Raw genomic sequence first — 13,892 nt, 5'->3', positions numbered from 1 at the left:
CGTCAGCGGGCCCGGATGCCGTCCAGCACGCCGTCGACGACCCGCTCGGGAAGGAGTTGGTCGTCCAGCTCGGGGTGCCAGCGCAGCATCCGCTGCATCAGCATCGGCCCGGTGAGCAGCGCCATCGCCACCTCGACGTCGAGGTCGGCCCGGAGTTCGCCGTCGCGGATGCCGCGCTGGAGCACCTCGCGCATCAGTTTCCGGCGGGGCTCGATGATGTTCTGGTAGAGCTGGTAGTGGTCCGGGCTGCGGTTCACCTCCGGCACGAGGCAGGGCATGATCCGGGCCGCGCGCGGGTCGATGTTGCGCCCCACCGCCCCGACCAGCAGCACCAGGTCGTCCCGGACGGAGTGGCCGGCCGGCTGCGGCTGCACGCCCTTGAGCCGGCGCAGCGCGTCCAGCAGCAGCGCGTCCTTGCCGGACCAGCGACGGTAGATGGTCGCCTTGCCGACGCCGGCCCGGGTGGCGATCGCCTCGATCGAGAGGGCTTCGACGGTGCTGCCCTCGGCGAGCAGGTCGAGGGTGGCCTCGATGATCGCCTCGTCGGCGCGGACGCTCCGCGGCCGGCCGGGCGACCGCGGGGCGTCGGCGGTGGAAGTCACGTCGGACATTGTCGCCGAGGTCAGGCGGTGCCGGCCAGTTCGGGCTCGCCCACCGCCGGGGCGACGGGGTCGGCGGCGTCCCGGCCGGGCATCCACCGCAGCACCACCAGGATGCCGAGGGCGGCCACCACCGTGGCGAAGGCCGCCGCCCAGTGCATGGCCGAGACGAAGGCGTCGTTGGCCGCCGCGATCAGCTGCGGCCCCGCCGGACCAAGCTGACCCGCCGCGGCGTACGCGCCGGAGACGGACTCGGTGGCCGCCTCGCGGGCCGGCGGCGGCAGGCGGTCGACGGCGGCGGCGACGTCGGCCCGGTAGACGGCGGAGAGGATCGAGCCCAGGACGGCCACCCCGAGCGCGCCGGCCACCTGGCGCACCGTGTTGCTGACCGCGGAGCCCACGCCCGCCTTCTCCCGGGGCAGCGCGGACATGATCGACTCGGTGGCCGGCGGCATGATGTTGGCCATGCCGGCGCCCTGGAGGAAGAAGAAGACCAGCACCACCCAGATCGGGGTGGTGGCGTCGACGAAGACGAAGGCGCCGAGGGCGGCGACGGTCAGCACGAGGCCGACCACGGAGACGGCCCGGCCCCCGTACCGGCGGACCATCGCCGCGCTGCGCGGGGCGAAGATCAGCTGCGCGCCCGCGAAGGGCAGGAAGAGCAGGCCGGTCTGCAGCGGGCTGTAGTCCCGGACCAGTTGCAGGTAGAACGAGCTGAAGAACATCACGCCCATGGCGGCGAAGAAGATGAGACCGACCATCGCCACCGGCGCCGCGAAGCGCGGCACCCGGAACAGCCGGACGTCCAGCGACGGGTGGTCGCTGCGCAGCTCGTGCAGGACGAACCAGGCCAGCACCGCGAGGCCGCCGCCGACGGCGGCCCAGACCACCGGACGGTCGAAGCCGTGCTCGCCGCCGTCGATGATGCCGTAGGTCAGGGCCACCAGGCCGACGACCGAGAGCAGCACGCCGAGCAGGTCGACCCGGCCCGGGGAGGGATCGCGCGACTCGGGCACCAGCAGCGCGACCAGCACCACGCCGAGCGCCACCACCGGCACGTTGATCAGGAAGACCGAGCCCCACCAGTAGTGCTCCAGCAGCGCGCCACCGAGGATCGGGCCGATGGCGACCGCGAGCCCGACCGCGCCGGCCCAGACGCCGATCGCCCGGCCCCGCTCACGCGGGTCGAAGACGTTCGAGATGATCGACAGGGTCACCGGCATGATCGCCGCGCCGCCGACCCCCATCAGGGCGCGGGCCGCGATCAGCTGGCCGGGGCTCTGCGCGTACGCCGAGAGCAGGGACGACAGTCCGAAGAGGACCAGCCCGATCAGCAGGAACCGGCGCCGCCCGGAGCGGTCGCCGAGCACGCCGAAGGTGAAGAGCAGCCCGGCGAAGACGAGCGTGTAGGAGTTGATGGACCACTCCAGCTCACCCTGGGTGGCGCCGAGGCCGTGCACCGGGTCGGCGAGGGTCCGCAGCGCCACGTTGAGGATGGTGTTGTCGAGGACGACCACCAGCAGGCTGATCACCAGCACGCCGAGGATCGCCCAGCGCCTCGGATGCCCGGTGTTCTCGTGCGGTTCCATGCGTCCGGTTCTCCCCCCGGCTCACCCGCGTCGCGAAATACGATACGGAGCAGACTCGTAATGTGCTGAGCGTACGGCCCCCGATTCCGATACGGAACCGGCTCGTATCGTATGTGGCGGCCGTCACCTCCGGTCGGCTTCCCGCGGCCTTGCGTCACCTCGGCTTCTTCGCGCGAGGTGTCCGTTTCCGCAGGCGCGGCCCCCGTGGGTCCAATGTCCGGATGTACCCGCCACGGGTGGTTCGCGGTGACCGACGGCACGCTCAGGCTGGAATCGTGGCGGGGCCGGGGTCGTTACATCTCCCGTACGACCGCAGCAGTCGGTGACTTGCGCTGCCGCCCGATGGACCCGTCCCCCGGCGGAATGACCGCAGGTCCCCGGTCGTTACATCCCCTGGACGATCGCACGAGCAGCCCCGCCCCTTGGCGGAATGACGGCAGGCCGGTGGTCGTTACATCCCCGGCACGAGCGAGAGCCTCCGCCCGTCGGGCGGAATGACACCCGGCCGGTAGTCGTTACACACAGTCCCGGTGCCGCGAGCCCCCCGGCTTGCTGGCCCGCCGGTCGAAGACTTTCTTTTCCTCTGATCTTTGGGCGCCTGATCGTGGTGCTTGCGTCGTGTTCCGACCCCCATTGGGACGCGTCGCCAACCCCCGAATGGAGCTTCTCTGATGAACACGAACATTCTGCGTAAGAGCATGCTGAGCATCGCGGGTCTGGCCTTCGCCGGTGGCATCTTCGCCGGCCCGGTGACCGAGGCCCACGCCGCCCCGGTCGAGGCCAAGGCCGTCGCCGTGGTGCAGGCCGACAAGGCCGACAAGAGCAAGCTGATCCCGCACGGTGTGCAGGGCAAGCAGTCGCACATCGACCTCGGCGACGAGCAGACCAAGAATGTCAAGGCGATCATCGCCGCGACGAAGAAGGCCGACATGGACGAGCGCGCCGCCGTCGTGGCGATCGCCACGGCGCTGCAGGAGTCGAAGCTGGAGAACCTGGGTCACCTGGGTGAGCGCAACGACCACGACTCGCAGGGCCTGTTCCAGCAGCGCCCGAGCTCGGGTTGGGGCACGGTCGAGCAGATCACCGACCCGGAGTACTCGACCCTCGCCTTCCTGAAGGGTCTGAAGCAGGTCGACGGGTGGCAGGACATGCCGCTGACCGAGGCCGCCCAGACCGTGCAGGTCTCGGCCTACCCCTTCCACTACGCACAGTGGGAGCAGCAGGCCGCCGACCTCGTCGCCAAGCACTGGAACTGACGCACACGAACCGACCGCTGGCCGGCACCCGAACCTGGGGTGCCGGCCAGCGCCGTCTGCCCACCCGCCAACCGGATCGTGAACAGTTGTTGTCGCTAGGACGACAACAACTCTCCCCAAACCTCCACCACACCATGCTGATCATGAAGTTGGTGGCAGGTACAGAGATCCACACCGGCGCCAACTTCATGATCGACGCACGCGCTGACGAGCCGGGCCGGGGTGGGGTGCTAACGCCGGGCCGGGGTGGGTCAGGTGGGGTGGGTCAGGCGGGGTGGGGTGCGGCAGACGGTGAGGGCGGCGGCGAAGGTGGTGAGGCGGACCGAGGGTGGCGGGATGGGTTCGATCCAGCCCGGGCCGGCACCGAAGACGCGTACCCCCGGCAGGTCCCGGCCGAAGCGGACCAGGCGGTGCGCGCGGCCGGTGTGCGGGCTCTGCGACCAGACCAGGACGGTGTGCGGACGGGCCCGGGCCACGGCGGAGGCGAGGGCGGCCCAGGGCAGTGCCGGCCCGAGCAGCAGGCAGCCCCGGCCCTGTTCGCGCAGCGCGGCGGCGAGGGCGTGCAGCCCGAGGCAGTGCGCCTCGTGTTCCGCGCCGGCGAGCAGCACGCCGTCCGGCGGCAGCTGCCGACCGCGTTCCCGGCCGTGCACGTCCAGGCCGATCCGCACCCCCTCGGAGAGGGCGTGCTCAATGGCGATCTCGGCGGCGCTCCGCCCGTGGAAGGCGCCCAGCAGCGGTACGCAGACCTGCTGCCAGACGGCCGCCACGCTGGCTTCGGCGGCCAGCTCCAGCACCAGCGCGGCGACCTGGTTGGCGTCGAGGTCCTCGGCTGCCGCGCCGAGCCGCTTGCGGCCCGCCTCGACGACCTCGACCGACATCGGTCCAGCCGACATCGGTCCAGCCGGCTGCGCCTCGGCCGACATCGGGTCGGCCGGCGTCGGCCCGGCCGGCACAGGTTCTGTCAGCACCAGACGTACCCCCAGGTATGCGTTCACCTACCAGGGGGTTCGTCGGGACGGCGCGGTTCGGATGCAGCGCCGCGGGAATTCATCTGCGCCGGGCGGCCATCCAGCGGAGCGCGAGCGCGGCGACGCTGCCCCACACGCCGCGCCGGAACAGCAGCACGACGAGGACGAAGATACCGCCGGTGACCAGGCCGATGGACTCGAATCCGGAGAACGACAGCCAGTCCTCCAGCCGGACCACGATGGCCGCGCCGAGCACGCCGCCCCAGAGGGTGCCGATGCCGCCGAGCACCACCACGATGACCGCCTTGCCGGAGGTGGTCCAGTGCAGCACGTCCAGGGAGACGAAGCGGTGGCCGACGGCGAAGAGCCCACCACCGAGTCCCGCGATGAAGCCGGAGAGCACGAACGCGGTGAGCTTGTAGCGGTGCACCGGGTAGCCGAGCGCCCGCGCGCGGGCCGGGTTGTCCCGGATGCCCACCAGCACCCGGCCGAAGGGCGAGTGCACGATCCGCCAGGCGGCGGCGAGCCCGAGCAGCACGATCGGCAGGATCGCGTAGTAGAAGTAGTAGTCGTCGGTCAGATCCAGGCCGAACAGCTCGCGCGGCACGCCCTGCAGGCCGTTCTCGCCCCGGGTGACCGAGCGCCACTCGTTGGCCACGTAGTAGACCATCTGCGCGAACGCCAGGGTCACCATCGCGAAGTAGATGCCGGTCCGCTTCACCGCGAGGTAGCCGATCGGCACCGCGAGCACCGCCGCCGCGAGCGCCCCGGCCAGTACGGCGAGCGGGAACGGCAGGCCGGCGTGGATCGCCACCAGCCCGGTGACGTACGCGGAGGTGCCCCAGAACGCGGCGTGCCCGAAGGACATCAGCCCGGTGAAGCCGAGCAGCAGGTCCACCGCGACGGCGAAGAGCGCCCAGCAGAGGATGTCCACCGCCACCGCCGGGTAGAGCCCGTTGGGCAGCCAGAACGCGGCGAGCAGGCCGGCGGCGAGCAGCGCGTAGCGCACCCAGCCGGGGGCGCGGGCGACGGCGACCAGCCCTGACCGGGCCGGCCCGGGAGCGGCCTCGGTGTCCACCACTGCGGTCATGCCGGTGCCTCCTCACGGCCGAACAGCCCGGCCGGCCGCCAGAGCAGCACGACGGCCATCACGATGAAGACGATCGTCTGCGACACGATCGGGAAGTCGGAGAGGTACGCCTCGCCCCACGCCTGGACCAGGCCGATGCCGAAGCCGGCGGCGACCGACCCGAAGATCGAGCCGAGGCCGCCGATCACCACCACCGCGAAGACCACGATGATCAGGTCGGCGCCCATCAGCGGGTTGACCGCCCGCATCGGCGCGGCGAGCACCCCGGCGAGCCCGGCCAGTCCGATGCCGAAGCCGAAGACCGGCGTGACCCAGCGTCCGACGTCGATGCCGAAGGCCCGGGTCAGCTCGGGTCGCTCGGTGGCCGCCCGGACCACCATGCCGATCCGGGTCCGGCTGAGCACCCACCACACGGTGACGCAGAGCAGCACCGCGAAGCCCAGGATGAACACCCGGTAGGTGGGGAACTCGAAGATTCCGAAGTCGACCGAACCGCTCAGCGCCGACGGGGTGGCGTACGGGCTGGACTGCACGCCGTAGCGGGTCTTCACCAGGTCCTGCAGGATCAGCGTCAGGCCGAAGGTGAGCAGGAAGTTGTACAGCGGGTCGAGCCGGGTGAGCCGGTGGATGACCGCCCGTTCCAGCGCCATGCCGAGCAGGGCCAGCCCCACCGGCATGATCACCAGCGCCGCCCAGAACGGCACGCCCGCCTCGGTGAGCAGCACGTACGCCCCGAACGCGCCGAGCATGTAGAACGCTCCGTGGGCGAAGTTCACCACCCGCAGCATGCCGAAGATGACCGCGAGCCCGAGGGCGAGCAGGGCGTAGAACGCCCCGCTCACCAACCCGTTGAACGTGTTCTGGAGGAAGCCGGTCACAGCTTGCAGTCCGGGGAGGGGGCGCGGAACGCCTCCGCGGCCGGGATGGTCTTGAGCACCTTGACGTAGTCCCACGGCTCGGAGACCTCGGCCTGCGGCTTCACCTGGGCCAGGTAGGCGTCGTGCACCACCCGGTGGTCCTCGGCGCGGATCTTGCCGTTGCGCAGGAAGACGTCGTTGACCTCCTTGCCCTCCAGCCCCTTGACGACGGTGTCGGCGTCGTCGGTGCCGGCGGCCTGCACGGCCTCCAGGTACTGGGTGGCGGCGGAGTAGTTGGCCGCGTGCGCGAAGGTGGGCCGGGTGCCGGTCTCCTTCTGGAACCGGTCGGCGAACTCCCGGTTCTGCTGGTCGAAGTTCCAGTACCAGGCGTCGGTGTAGGTGGTGCCGGCGAGCGCGGCCGGGGTGAGCGAGTGGATATCGGTGAGGAACATCAGGCCGACGGCCAGCCCGACGCCCTTGTCCCGGAGCTTGAACTCGTTGTACTGCTTGACCACGTTGACCAGCTCGGCGCCGGCCTGCATGGTGCCGAGCACCTCCGGCTTCGGGGTCAACGTCGGAGCCTTGAGCAGGAACGTGGAGAAGTCCCCGCTGGTGTTCGGGAACGGCGCGCCGTCCTTGCCGACGACCTTCCCGCCGGCGGCGGTGATGGCCGCGGAGAAGCTCTTCTCCATGTCCTGGCCGAAGGCGTAGTTCGGGTAGAGGATGTACCAGTTCTTGCCGATCTGCTCGGTGGTGGTCTTTCCGGTGCCGTTGGCCAGCATGTACGTGTCGTACGCGTAGTGGAACGTGTACTTGTTGCAGCTCTTGCCGGTCAGGTCGGTGGTCGCCGCGCCGATGTTGAAGTAGAGCTTCTTCTTCTCCTTCGCCACGTCGGCGACCTTCAGGGCGGCCGAGGAGGTCGGCACGTCGAGGATGAGGTCGACGCCCTTGCGGTCGTACATCTCGGCGGCCTTGCTGTTGGCGACGTCGGGCTTGTTCTGGTGGTCGACGGTCTCCACGGTGACGTCCTTGGTCACCGCCTTGTCGCCGTGCCGGGCCTTGAAGTCGGCGATGGCCATCTCGACGGCCTTCACCGAGTTCTTCCCGGACAGCTCCGAGTAGGCCCCGGACTGGTCGTTGAGCACTCCGAGGACGATCTTGTCGCCGGTCAGCTTCTGGTCGCCGCCGGACTGCGGACCACCGCCGCCGCAACCGGCCGCGAAGACCACCGCCGCCGACGCGGCGGCCACACCCACGCTCCTACGCATGTCCATCCCCTTCATCCGCGCGGGCACCGCGCGGGTCAGCCGTCGAAATGATTCAGATCCCGAGGTACGCCAGCAGCTCGCGCTCCCGGGAGCGCACCTCGGAGTTGGCCATCGCCTCCACGACGCGCCCCTCGGCCAGCAGGTAGTGCCGGTCGGCGACGCCGGTGGCGAAGTGCAGGTTCTGCTCGACCAGCAGCACGGTCACCCCGTGCTTCTTGGCCTCCCGCAGCAGGTCACCGACCTGCTGCACGAGCAGTGGGGAGAGCCCCTCGGTGGGCTCGTCGCAGAGCAGCAGCCGGGCGCCCATCCGCAGCACCCGGGCCAGCGCGAGCATCTGCTGCTCGCCGCCGGAGAGCATGGTCGCCGCCGAGTCGCGGCGCTCCCAGAGGGCGGGGAACGCCTCGTACACCCGCTCCAGCGGCCACGGGTCGGGGCCGACCCGGGGCGGCAGGGTGAGGTTCTCGGTGACGGTCAGGGTGGCGTACGCGCCGCGGTCGTCGGGGACCCAGCCGAGCCCGAGCCGCGCCCGCTTGTACGCCGGCAGCCGGCCGATGTCCCGGCCGTCCAGCTCCACCGTGCCGCGCCGGCCGGGGTGCAGGCCCATCACGCAGCGCAGCAGCGTGGACTTGCCGGCGCCGTTGCGGCCGACCAGGGTGACCACCTCGCCGGCGGCGACGTCCAGACTCACCTCCCGCAGCACCTGCGCCTCGCCGTACCAGGCGGAGAGGTTCTCAATGCGCAGCATCAGCGGCTCCCAGGTAGGCGGTGATGACCCGCTCGTCGGCGCGGACCTGCTCGTAGGGCCCCTCGACCAGCACCTTGCCGGCCTGGAGCACGGTGACGGTGTCGGCGAGCCGGCCGACGACGCTCATGTTGTGCTCGACCATCACCACGGTCCGGCCGGCGCGGACCCGGGCGACCAGTTCGACGGTGCGGTCGACGTCCTCCAGCCCCATCCCGGCGGTCGGCTCGTCGAGCAGCAGCACCTTCGGGTCCAGGGCGAGGGCGATGGCCAGTTCCAGGGCGCGCTTGCGCCCGTAGGCGAGGGCCTCGGCGGGGGCCTCGGCGAGCGCGGCGAGCCCGACCATGTCGAGCAGCTCGTCGGCCCGGTCCCGGTAGCGGCCCATCAGCTTCGCCGAGCGCCAGAACCGCCAGCCGAGCCCGCTCGGGCTCTGCAACGCCAGCTCCACGTGCTCCCGCGCGGACAGCTGCGGGAAGAGGCTGGTGATCTGGAACGAGCGGGCCACGCCGAGCCGGGCCACCCGCTCCGGGGGCAGCCCGGTGATGTCCCGACCCGCCAGCTCGATCCGCCCGGCGGTCGGCGGCAGGAAGCCGGTGAGCAGGTTGAACAGGGTGGTCTTGCCGGCACCGTTCGGGCCGACCAGGGCGTGCACGCTCTCCGGCGCGATGTCCAGGTCGACCTGGTCGACGGCCCGGAAGCCCCGGAAGTCGCGGCTCAGCCCGCGGGCCGACAGGAGCGCTTGCCCGGCCATCGCCTCATCCTCCGCACGTCAGCGGCGACGACCGGGGTCGGTGACCGGGGTCACAGGGTCGTCGCGTGGAGGAAACCTACGGGGCACGGCCGGAGTCGAGCCATGTCGGTTCCCCACACTTTCCCTCCGGTCCACGCGGGGGCGACGGACATGTCCCCTCCCACCCGGACGGCGGTGCGGGATCGACGATGGTGAACAGGGTGGGGTCCGCGACCGCTCCCATGTGGTCGGCCCACCTGCCGAGGTCGGCCGCGGCGGCGCGGGCGTCAGTCGGGGAAGGTGACCACCCAGCGGGCGCCCTCGCCCCGGGCCAGCCGGTCGAAGGCCGCCGGGGCGTCGTCGAGCGGGACCAGGCCGCTGATCAGCGGGGCCAGGTCCAGCGTCCCGTCGCCCACCTGCCGCGCCAGCGCGGGCACCTCCCGGTCCGGATCGGACGAGCCGTACACCGAGGAGCGCAGCGTCCGGGCGGAGTGGAAGATGTCCGCGGCGGCGAGGCTGAGCGGGTCGTCCCGGCCGCCCATGCCGACCACGGTGACCGCTCCCCCGCGCCGGGTCAGCCGCCACGCCGTGTGGATGGTGGCGGCCCGGCCCACGCACTCGAAGGCGTGGTCGACGCCGCGGCCCTCGGTGAGCGCCCGGACCCGCTTCGACAGCCGGTCGTCGGGGAGCAGGAACTCGGTGGCGCCGGCGGCGAGGGCGAGGTCCCGCTTCGCCTCGGCCACGTCGATCGCGACGATCGGCGCCGCGCCGGCGGCCCGGGCGGCGGTGAGCACCGACAGGCCGACCCCACCGAGCCCGATCACCGCGACCGACTGGCCGGCGGCGACCCGGGCGGTGTTGCGGACCGCGCCGGTGCCGGTGAGCACCGCGCAGCCGAGCAGGGCGGCCCACTCCGGGGGCAGGTCGACGGGCACCGGGACGACGGCCGCCGCGGAGACCACCACCTCCTCGGCGAACGCGCCGAGCCCGAGGGTGACGTGCAGCGGCGTGCCGTCGGCGGTCTCGCCCCGGGGCAGGGCGGGGGCGGTGTTGGCGGCGCAGAGCCACGGCTCGTCGTGTCGGCAGAACCAGCACGCCCGGCAGGCCGGCGCCCAGTTCAGCACCACCTGGGTGCCCACCGGCATCCGGGCGCCGGGCCCGGACTCGACCACCACGCCGGCCGCCTCGTGGCCGAGCACCAGCGGGTACGCCGGGGCGAGGGTGCCGTTCACCATGGACAGGTCGGAGTGGCAGACCCCGGCGGCCCGGACCCGGACCCGCAGCTCGCCCGGGCCGGGCGGGGGCAGGCGCACCTGCTCGACGCGGAGCGGCAGGCCGGGGCCCCGGGCCACCAGCGCCCTCATCGCTGGATCGCCTTGAGCTCGGTGAACTCGTCGATGCCGTACCCGCCCAGCTCCCGGCCGAGGCCGGACTGCCGGTAGCCGCCGAACGGGGCGAGCGGGTTGAAAGCGCCGCCGTTGACGTCCACCTGGCCGGTGCGCAGCCGCCGGGCGACGGCGACCGCCCGCTCGGTGTCGGCGGACCAGACCGCGCCGGCGAGGCCGTAGCGGGAGTTGTTGGCGATGGCGACCGCCTCGTCGGTGTCGGCGAATCCGATGACCGCGAGCACCGGGCCGAAGACCTCCTCCTGGGCCAGCTCACTGTCCGGATGCACGTCGGCGAGGACGGTGGGGGCGACGAAGTGCCCGCGCGCCGGCAGCGGGGCGTCGGGGCCACCGGCGACCAGGCGGGCCCCGTCGGCCAGCGCCCGGTCCACGAAGCCGCGGACCCGTTCGGCCTGCGCGGCGGAGACCAGCGGGCCGAGCCGGGTCGCCGGGTCGAACGGGTCGCCGAGCCGGTAGGCGGCGACGGCACGGGCGGCGAGGTCCAGCGCCTCGTCGTACCGGTCGCGGTGGACCAGCATCCGGGTCCAGGCGGTGCAGGTCTGCCCGGAGTTGAGCAGGGCGTTGCCCACCCCGACCTTGACCGCGGTGGCGAGGTCGGCGTCGGCCAGGATCAGGTTGGCCGACTTGCCGCCCAGTTCGAGGGCGACCCGGGCGATCCGGTCGGCGGCGAGGTGGGCGATCCGGCGGCCGGTGGCGGTGGAGCCGGTGAACGAGACCAGGTCCACGTCGGGATGGGCGGCGAGCGCCTCGCCGACCACCGGCCCGGTGCCGGGGACGAGGTTGACCACACCGGCCGGCAGCCCGGCCTCGGTGACCGCGTCGAAGAGCAGGTACGCGGCCAGCGGCGTGAGCTCGCTGGGCTTGAGCACCACCGTGCAGCCGGCGGCCAGGGCGGGGGCGAGCTTCGCGACGACCTGGTGCAGCGGGTAGTTCCACGGGGTGATCGCGCCGACCACGCCGACCGGTTCGCGGACCACGAGGGAGTTGCCGATCGTCTCCTCGGCCGGCGGCCGGGCGGCCAGCTCGACGCAGCTGCGCAGCACGGTCAGCGGCAGGCCGGTCTGCACCCGGGCGGCCAGCTTGAGCGGGGTGCCGAGTTCGAGCGCGATGGTCCGGGCGATCTCGTCGGCGCGGGCGGTCAGCGCGGCGTGCAGCCGGTCGAGGTGGGCGGAGCGGTCGGCCGGGTCGGTCGCCGCCCAGCCGGGGAGGGCGGCCCGGGCGGCGGCGACGGCCCGGTCGACGTCGGCCGGGGCGCCGGCCGGCACCTGCCCGACGATCTCCCCGGTGGCCGGGTTCTCCACGGCGATGCGCTCGCCGTCGGACGGGTCGACCCAGGCGCCGCCGATGTGCAGGTGCCGGCGGACCAGGAGCGCGGGTGGCGCGGCGGCGAGATCCATGTCGTCCTTCGGGGGTGAGGAGACTAGCGCTGGGAGTTTTCGACGCTACCGCGCCGGCCCGGCCGGCTCCAGACCCGCGGTCCGGGCGTGCTCGGCGGCCAACCCGTGCAGCAGCGCGTCCAGACCGAGCGCGAACGCACCTTCGTCCACGCTCCGCTGGTGCTCGGCGAGGCGGTGGGCCTGGCGCAGATGCGGGTAGTGGGCGGCGTACAGCTCGGGATCCTCGACGAAGCCGCGGGCGAACGAGCCCAGCGCCGACCCGGCGACGAAGTAGCGCATCGCCGCGCCGACGTGGGTGGCCCGGGCCGGCGGCCAGCCGGCCTTGACCAGGGCGCCGTAGACCGCGTCCGCCATGGCCAGCGCGGCCGGTCGCCGCCCCGGGCCCTGGGCCAGGTGGGGAACGACGTTCGGGTGCGCGGTGAGCGCCGCCCGGTACGACCAGGCCCACCGGCGCAGCGCCTCCCGCCACTCGTGGCGGGCGAAGAAACTGGTGTCCACGGCGGCGGTGACGCTGTCGGCGACCGCGTCGAGGATCGCGTCGCGGTTGGCGAAGTGGTGGTAGAGCGAGGGGCCCTGGACGCCGAGCGCGGCGGCGAGCCGGCGGGTGGAGAACGCGGCCAGCCCCTCGGCGTCGATCAGCGCCAGGGCGGCGGTGACGATCCGTTCCCGGGTGAGCACCGGTTGCCGGGGTCGGGGCACGTCGGCTCCTCGCGGGTCTGGACGGCGGAAAACTAACACCGCTAGTTTAACCGGGACGGCACCACGACGGCGGAAGGGACCAGCATGGACTTCTCACTGACCGACGAGGAGCGGGCGGTCCGGGACACCGCCCGGTCGTTCATCACCCGCGAGGTGCTGCCGCTGGAGCAGGAGGTGCTGCGCCGCGAGCGGGCCCACCAGCCGGGCGTGACCCGCGACGAGCTGCGCGAGCTGCAACAGAAGGCGCGGAAGTTCGGCTTCTGGGGGCTGGCCACCCCCGAGGAGTACGGCGGGATGGACCTGCCCGCCGTCATGCAGTCGCTGATCTGGACGGAGCTGGGCCGCACCTTCGTCCCGTTCCGCTTCGGCGGGGAGGCCGACAACATCCTCTTCCACGCCACCGAGGAGCAGAAGCGGGAGTTCCTCCTCCCCACCATCGAGGGCGAGCGGATCTCCTGCTTCGCGATCACCGAGCCGGGGGCCGGCTCGGACGCGGCCAACATCCGGCTCAGCGCGCGCCGGGACGGCGACGACTGGATCCTCGACGGCGAGAAGACCTTCATCACCAACGGCAACGACGCCGACTTCGCCATCGTGGTGGCGGTGACCGACCGGGAGAGGGGCGCCCGCAACGGCGGCGCCACGGCGTTCCTGGTGGACCGGTCGATGGGCTGGCGCTCGGAGTTCATCCAGACCATGGGCGAGGGTGGGCCGGCCGCGCTGGTCTTCGACGGCGTACGGGTGCCGCACCGCAACATCCTCGGCGAGATCGGCCAGGGCTTCGCGCTCGGCATGGAGTGGATCGGCAAGGGTCGCTACACCATCCCGTCGCACGCGATCGGCATCGCCGAGCGGGTCCTGCAGATGGCGATCGACCAGGCCAACACCCGGGAGACCTTCGGCGCGAAGATCGGCACCAACCAGGCCATCCAGTGGATGATCGCCGACTCGGAGACCGAGCTGGAGGCGGCCCGCTGGCTGGTGCTGCGCTCCGCCTGGACGGTCGACCAGGGCATGGACCCCCGGCACGCCTCCTCGATGGGCAAGCTCTACGGCGCCGGCATGGTCAACCGGGTGGTCGACCGGGCGCTGCAGATCCACGGCGGGATGGGCTACACCCGGGAGCTGCCGATCGAACGCTGGTACCGGCAGGTCCGGCTGTACCGGATCTTCGAGGGCACCGACGAGATGCAGCGACTGATCATCTCGCGGGACCTGCTGCGCGGCTACACGAAGATCGGCGGCCACCTGGCCTGAGCCGGCAGTTCCCGGTCGCGAACGCGCCGACCCG

The 13,892-nt window shown here is 72.4% G+C and carries 13 protein-coding genes; 2 read left to right on the top strand and 11 right to left on the bottom strand.

Translation table 11 applies throughout. From position 1 onward, the window contains the following. Positions 1-2 precede the first annotated feature (2 nt). Together AC5L3Z_RS26045 and AC5L3Z_RS26040 are read right to left on the bottom strand one after the other, a co-directional pair. Positions 3-611 carry a TetR/AcrR family transcriptional regulator gene (locus tag AC5L3Z_RS26045; protein ID WP_494845729.1) on the bottom strand — a complete coding sequence of 203 codons (609 nt, stop codon included), beginning with the start codon at positions 609-611 and terminating at the stop codon, positions 3-5. Positions 612-622: 11 nt separating this feature from the next. Further along, positions 623-2,188, bottom strand: coding sequence for an MFS transporter (locus AC5L3Z_RS26040; protein WP_494845727.1), 1,566 nt, complete (start codon positions 2,186-2,188; stop codon positions 623-625). Positions 2,189-2,859: 671 nt separating this feature from the next. Between AC5L3Z_RS26040 and AC5L3Z_RS26035 the strand changes: the two genes are divergently transcribed. Beyond that, positions 2,860-3,444, top strand: coding sequence for a hypothetical protein (locus AC5L3Z_RS26035; RefSeq protein WP_494845726.1), 585 nt, complete (start codon positions 2,860-2,862; stop codon positions 3,442-3,444). Between the two features lie 251 nt (positions 3,445-3,695). Here AC5L3Z_RS26035 and AC5L3Z_RS26030 read toward each other — a convergent pair whose 3' ends face one another. The 9 genes from AC5L3Z_RS26030 to AC5L3Z_RS25990 all read right to left on the bottom strand — a co-directional run bounded on the left by AC5L3Z_RS26030 (position 3,696) and on the right by AC5L3Z_RS25990 (position 12,601). Next, positions 3,696-4,322, bottom strand: coding sequence for a transcriptional regulator (locus tag AC5L3Z_RS26030; RefSeq protein ID WP_494845725.1), 627 nt, complete (start codon positions 4,320-4,322; stop codon positions 3,696-3,698). 169 nt (positions 4,323-4,491) lie between these two features. Beyond that, a complete protein-coding gene (locus tag AC5L3Z_RS26025; RefSeq protein ID WP_494845723.1) occupies positions 4,492-5,502 on the bottom strand; it encodes a branched-chain amino acid ABC transporter permease in 1,011 nt (336 codons plus the stop codon). Next, positions 5,499-6,380 carry a branched-chain amino acid ABC transporter permease gene (locus tag AC5L3Z_RS26020; RefSeq protein ID WP_494845722.1) on the bottom strand — a complete coding sequence of 294 codons (882 nt, stop codon included), beginning with the start codon at positions 6,378-6,380 and terminating at the stop codon, positions 5,499-5,501. Before AC5L3Z_RS26020 ends, AC5L3Z_RS26025 begins: the two co-directional genes overlap by 4 nt. After that, the gene (locus AC5L3Z_RS26015; RefSeq protein ID WP_494845721.1) at positions 6,377-7,633 is read right to left on the bottom strand and encodes an ABC transporter substrate-binding protein; all 1,257 of its coding nucleotides are present in this window, start codon (positions 7,631-7,633) and stop codon (positions 6,377-6,379) included. The genes AC5L3Z_RS26020 and AC5L3Z_RS26015 overlap by 4 nt, the downstream gene beginning before the upstream one ends. Before the next feature lie 46 nt (positions 7,634-7,679). Then, positions 7,680-8,372 (bottom strand): ABC transporter ATP-binding protein, encoded by a 693-nt coding sequence (locus AC5L3Z_RS26010; RefSeq protein ID WP_494845720.1) that lies wholly within the window; start codon positions 8,370-8,372, stop codon positions 7,680-7,682. Further along, positions 8,359-9,120: an ABC transporter ATP-binding protein gene (locus AC5L3Z_RS26005; RefSeq protein WP_334527186.1), complete on the bottom strand. Its 762-nt coding sequence runs from the start codon at positions 9,118-9,120 to the stop codon at positions 8,359-8,361. Before AC5L3Z_RS26005 ends, AC5L3Z_RS26010 begins: the two co-directional genes overlap by 14 nt. A gap of 266 nt (positions 9,121-9,386) precedes the next feature. After that, a complete protein-coding gene (locus AC5L3Z_RS26000; protein WP_494845718.1) occupies positions 9,387-10,463 on the bottom strand; it encodes a zinc-binding dehydrogenase in 1,077 nt (358 codons plus the stop codon). After that, entirely contained in the window at positions 10,460-11,902 is a 1,443-nt protein-coding gene (locus AC5L3Z_RS25995; RefSeq protein ID WP_494845717.1) for an aldehyde dehydrogenase family protein, read from the bottom strand. Before AC5L3Z_RS25995 ends, AC5L3Z_RS26000 begins: the two co-directional genes overlap by 4 nt. A gap of 45 nt (positions 11,903-11,947) precedes the next feature. Then, on the bottom strand, positions 11,948-12,601 hold the full coding sequence (locus AC5L3Z_RS25990) for a TetR/AcrR family transcriptional regulator C-terminal domain-containing protein (RefSeq protein WP_494845716.1): 654 nt from the start codon (positions 12,599-12,601) through the stop codon (positions 11,948-11,950). A gap of 84 nt (positions 12,602-12,685) precedes the next feature. Between AC5L3Z_RS25990 and AC5L3Z_RS25985 the strand changes: the two genes are divergently transcribed. Further along, positions 12,686-13,858, top strand: coding sequence for an acyl-CoA dehydrogenase family protein (locus AC5L3Z_RS25985; protein WP_494845715.1), 1,173 nt, complete (start codon positions 12,686-12,688; stop codon positions 13,856-13,858). Positions 13,859-13,892 lie beyond the last annotated feature (34 nt).

This window comes from Micromonospora sp. LZ37 (assembly GCF_059359015.1).
Note: the sequence above shows the minus strand (reverse complement) of the source record. Positions and strands in the feature narration are given on the sequence as shown.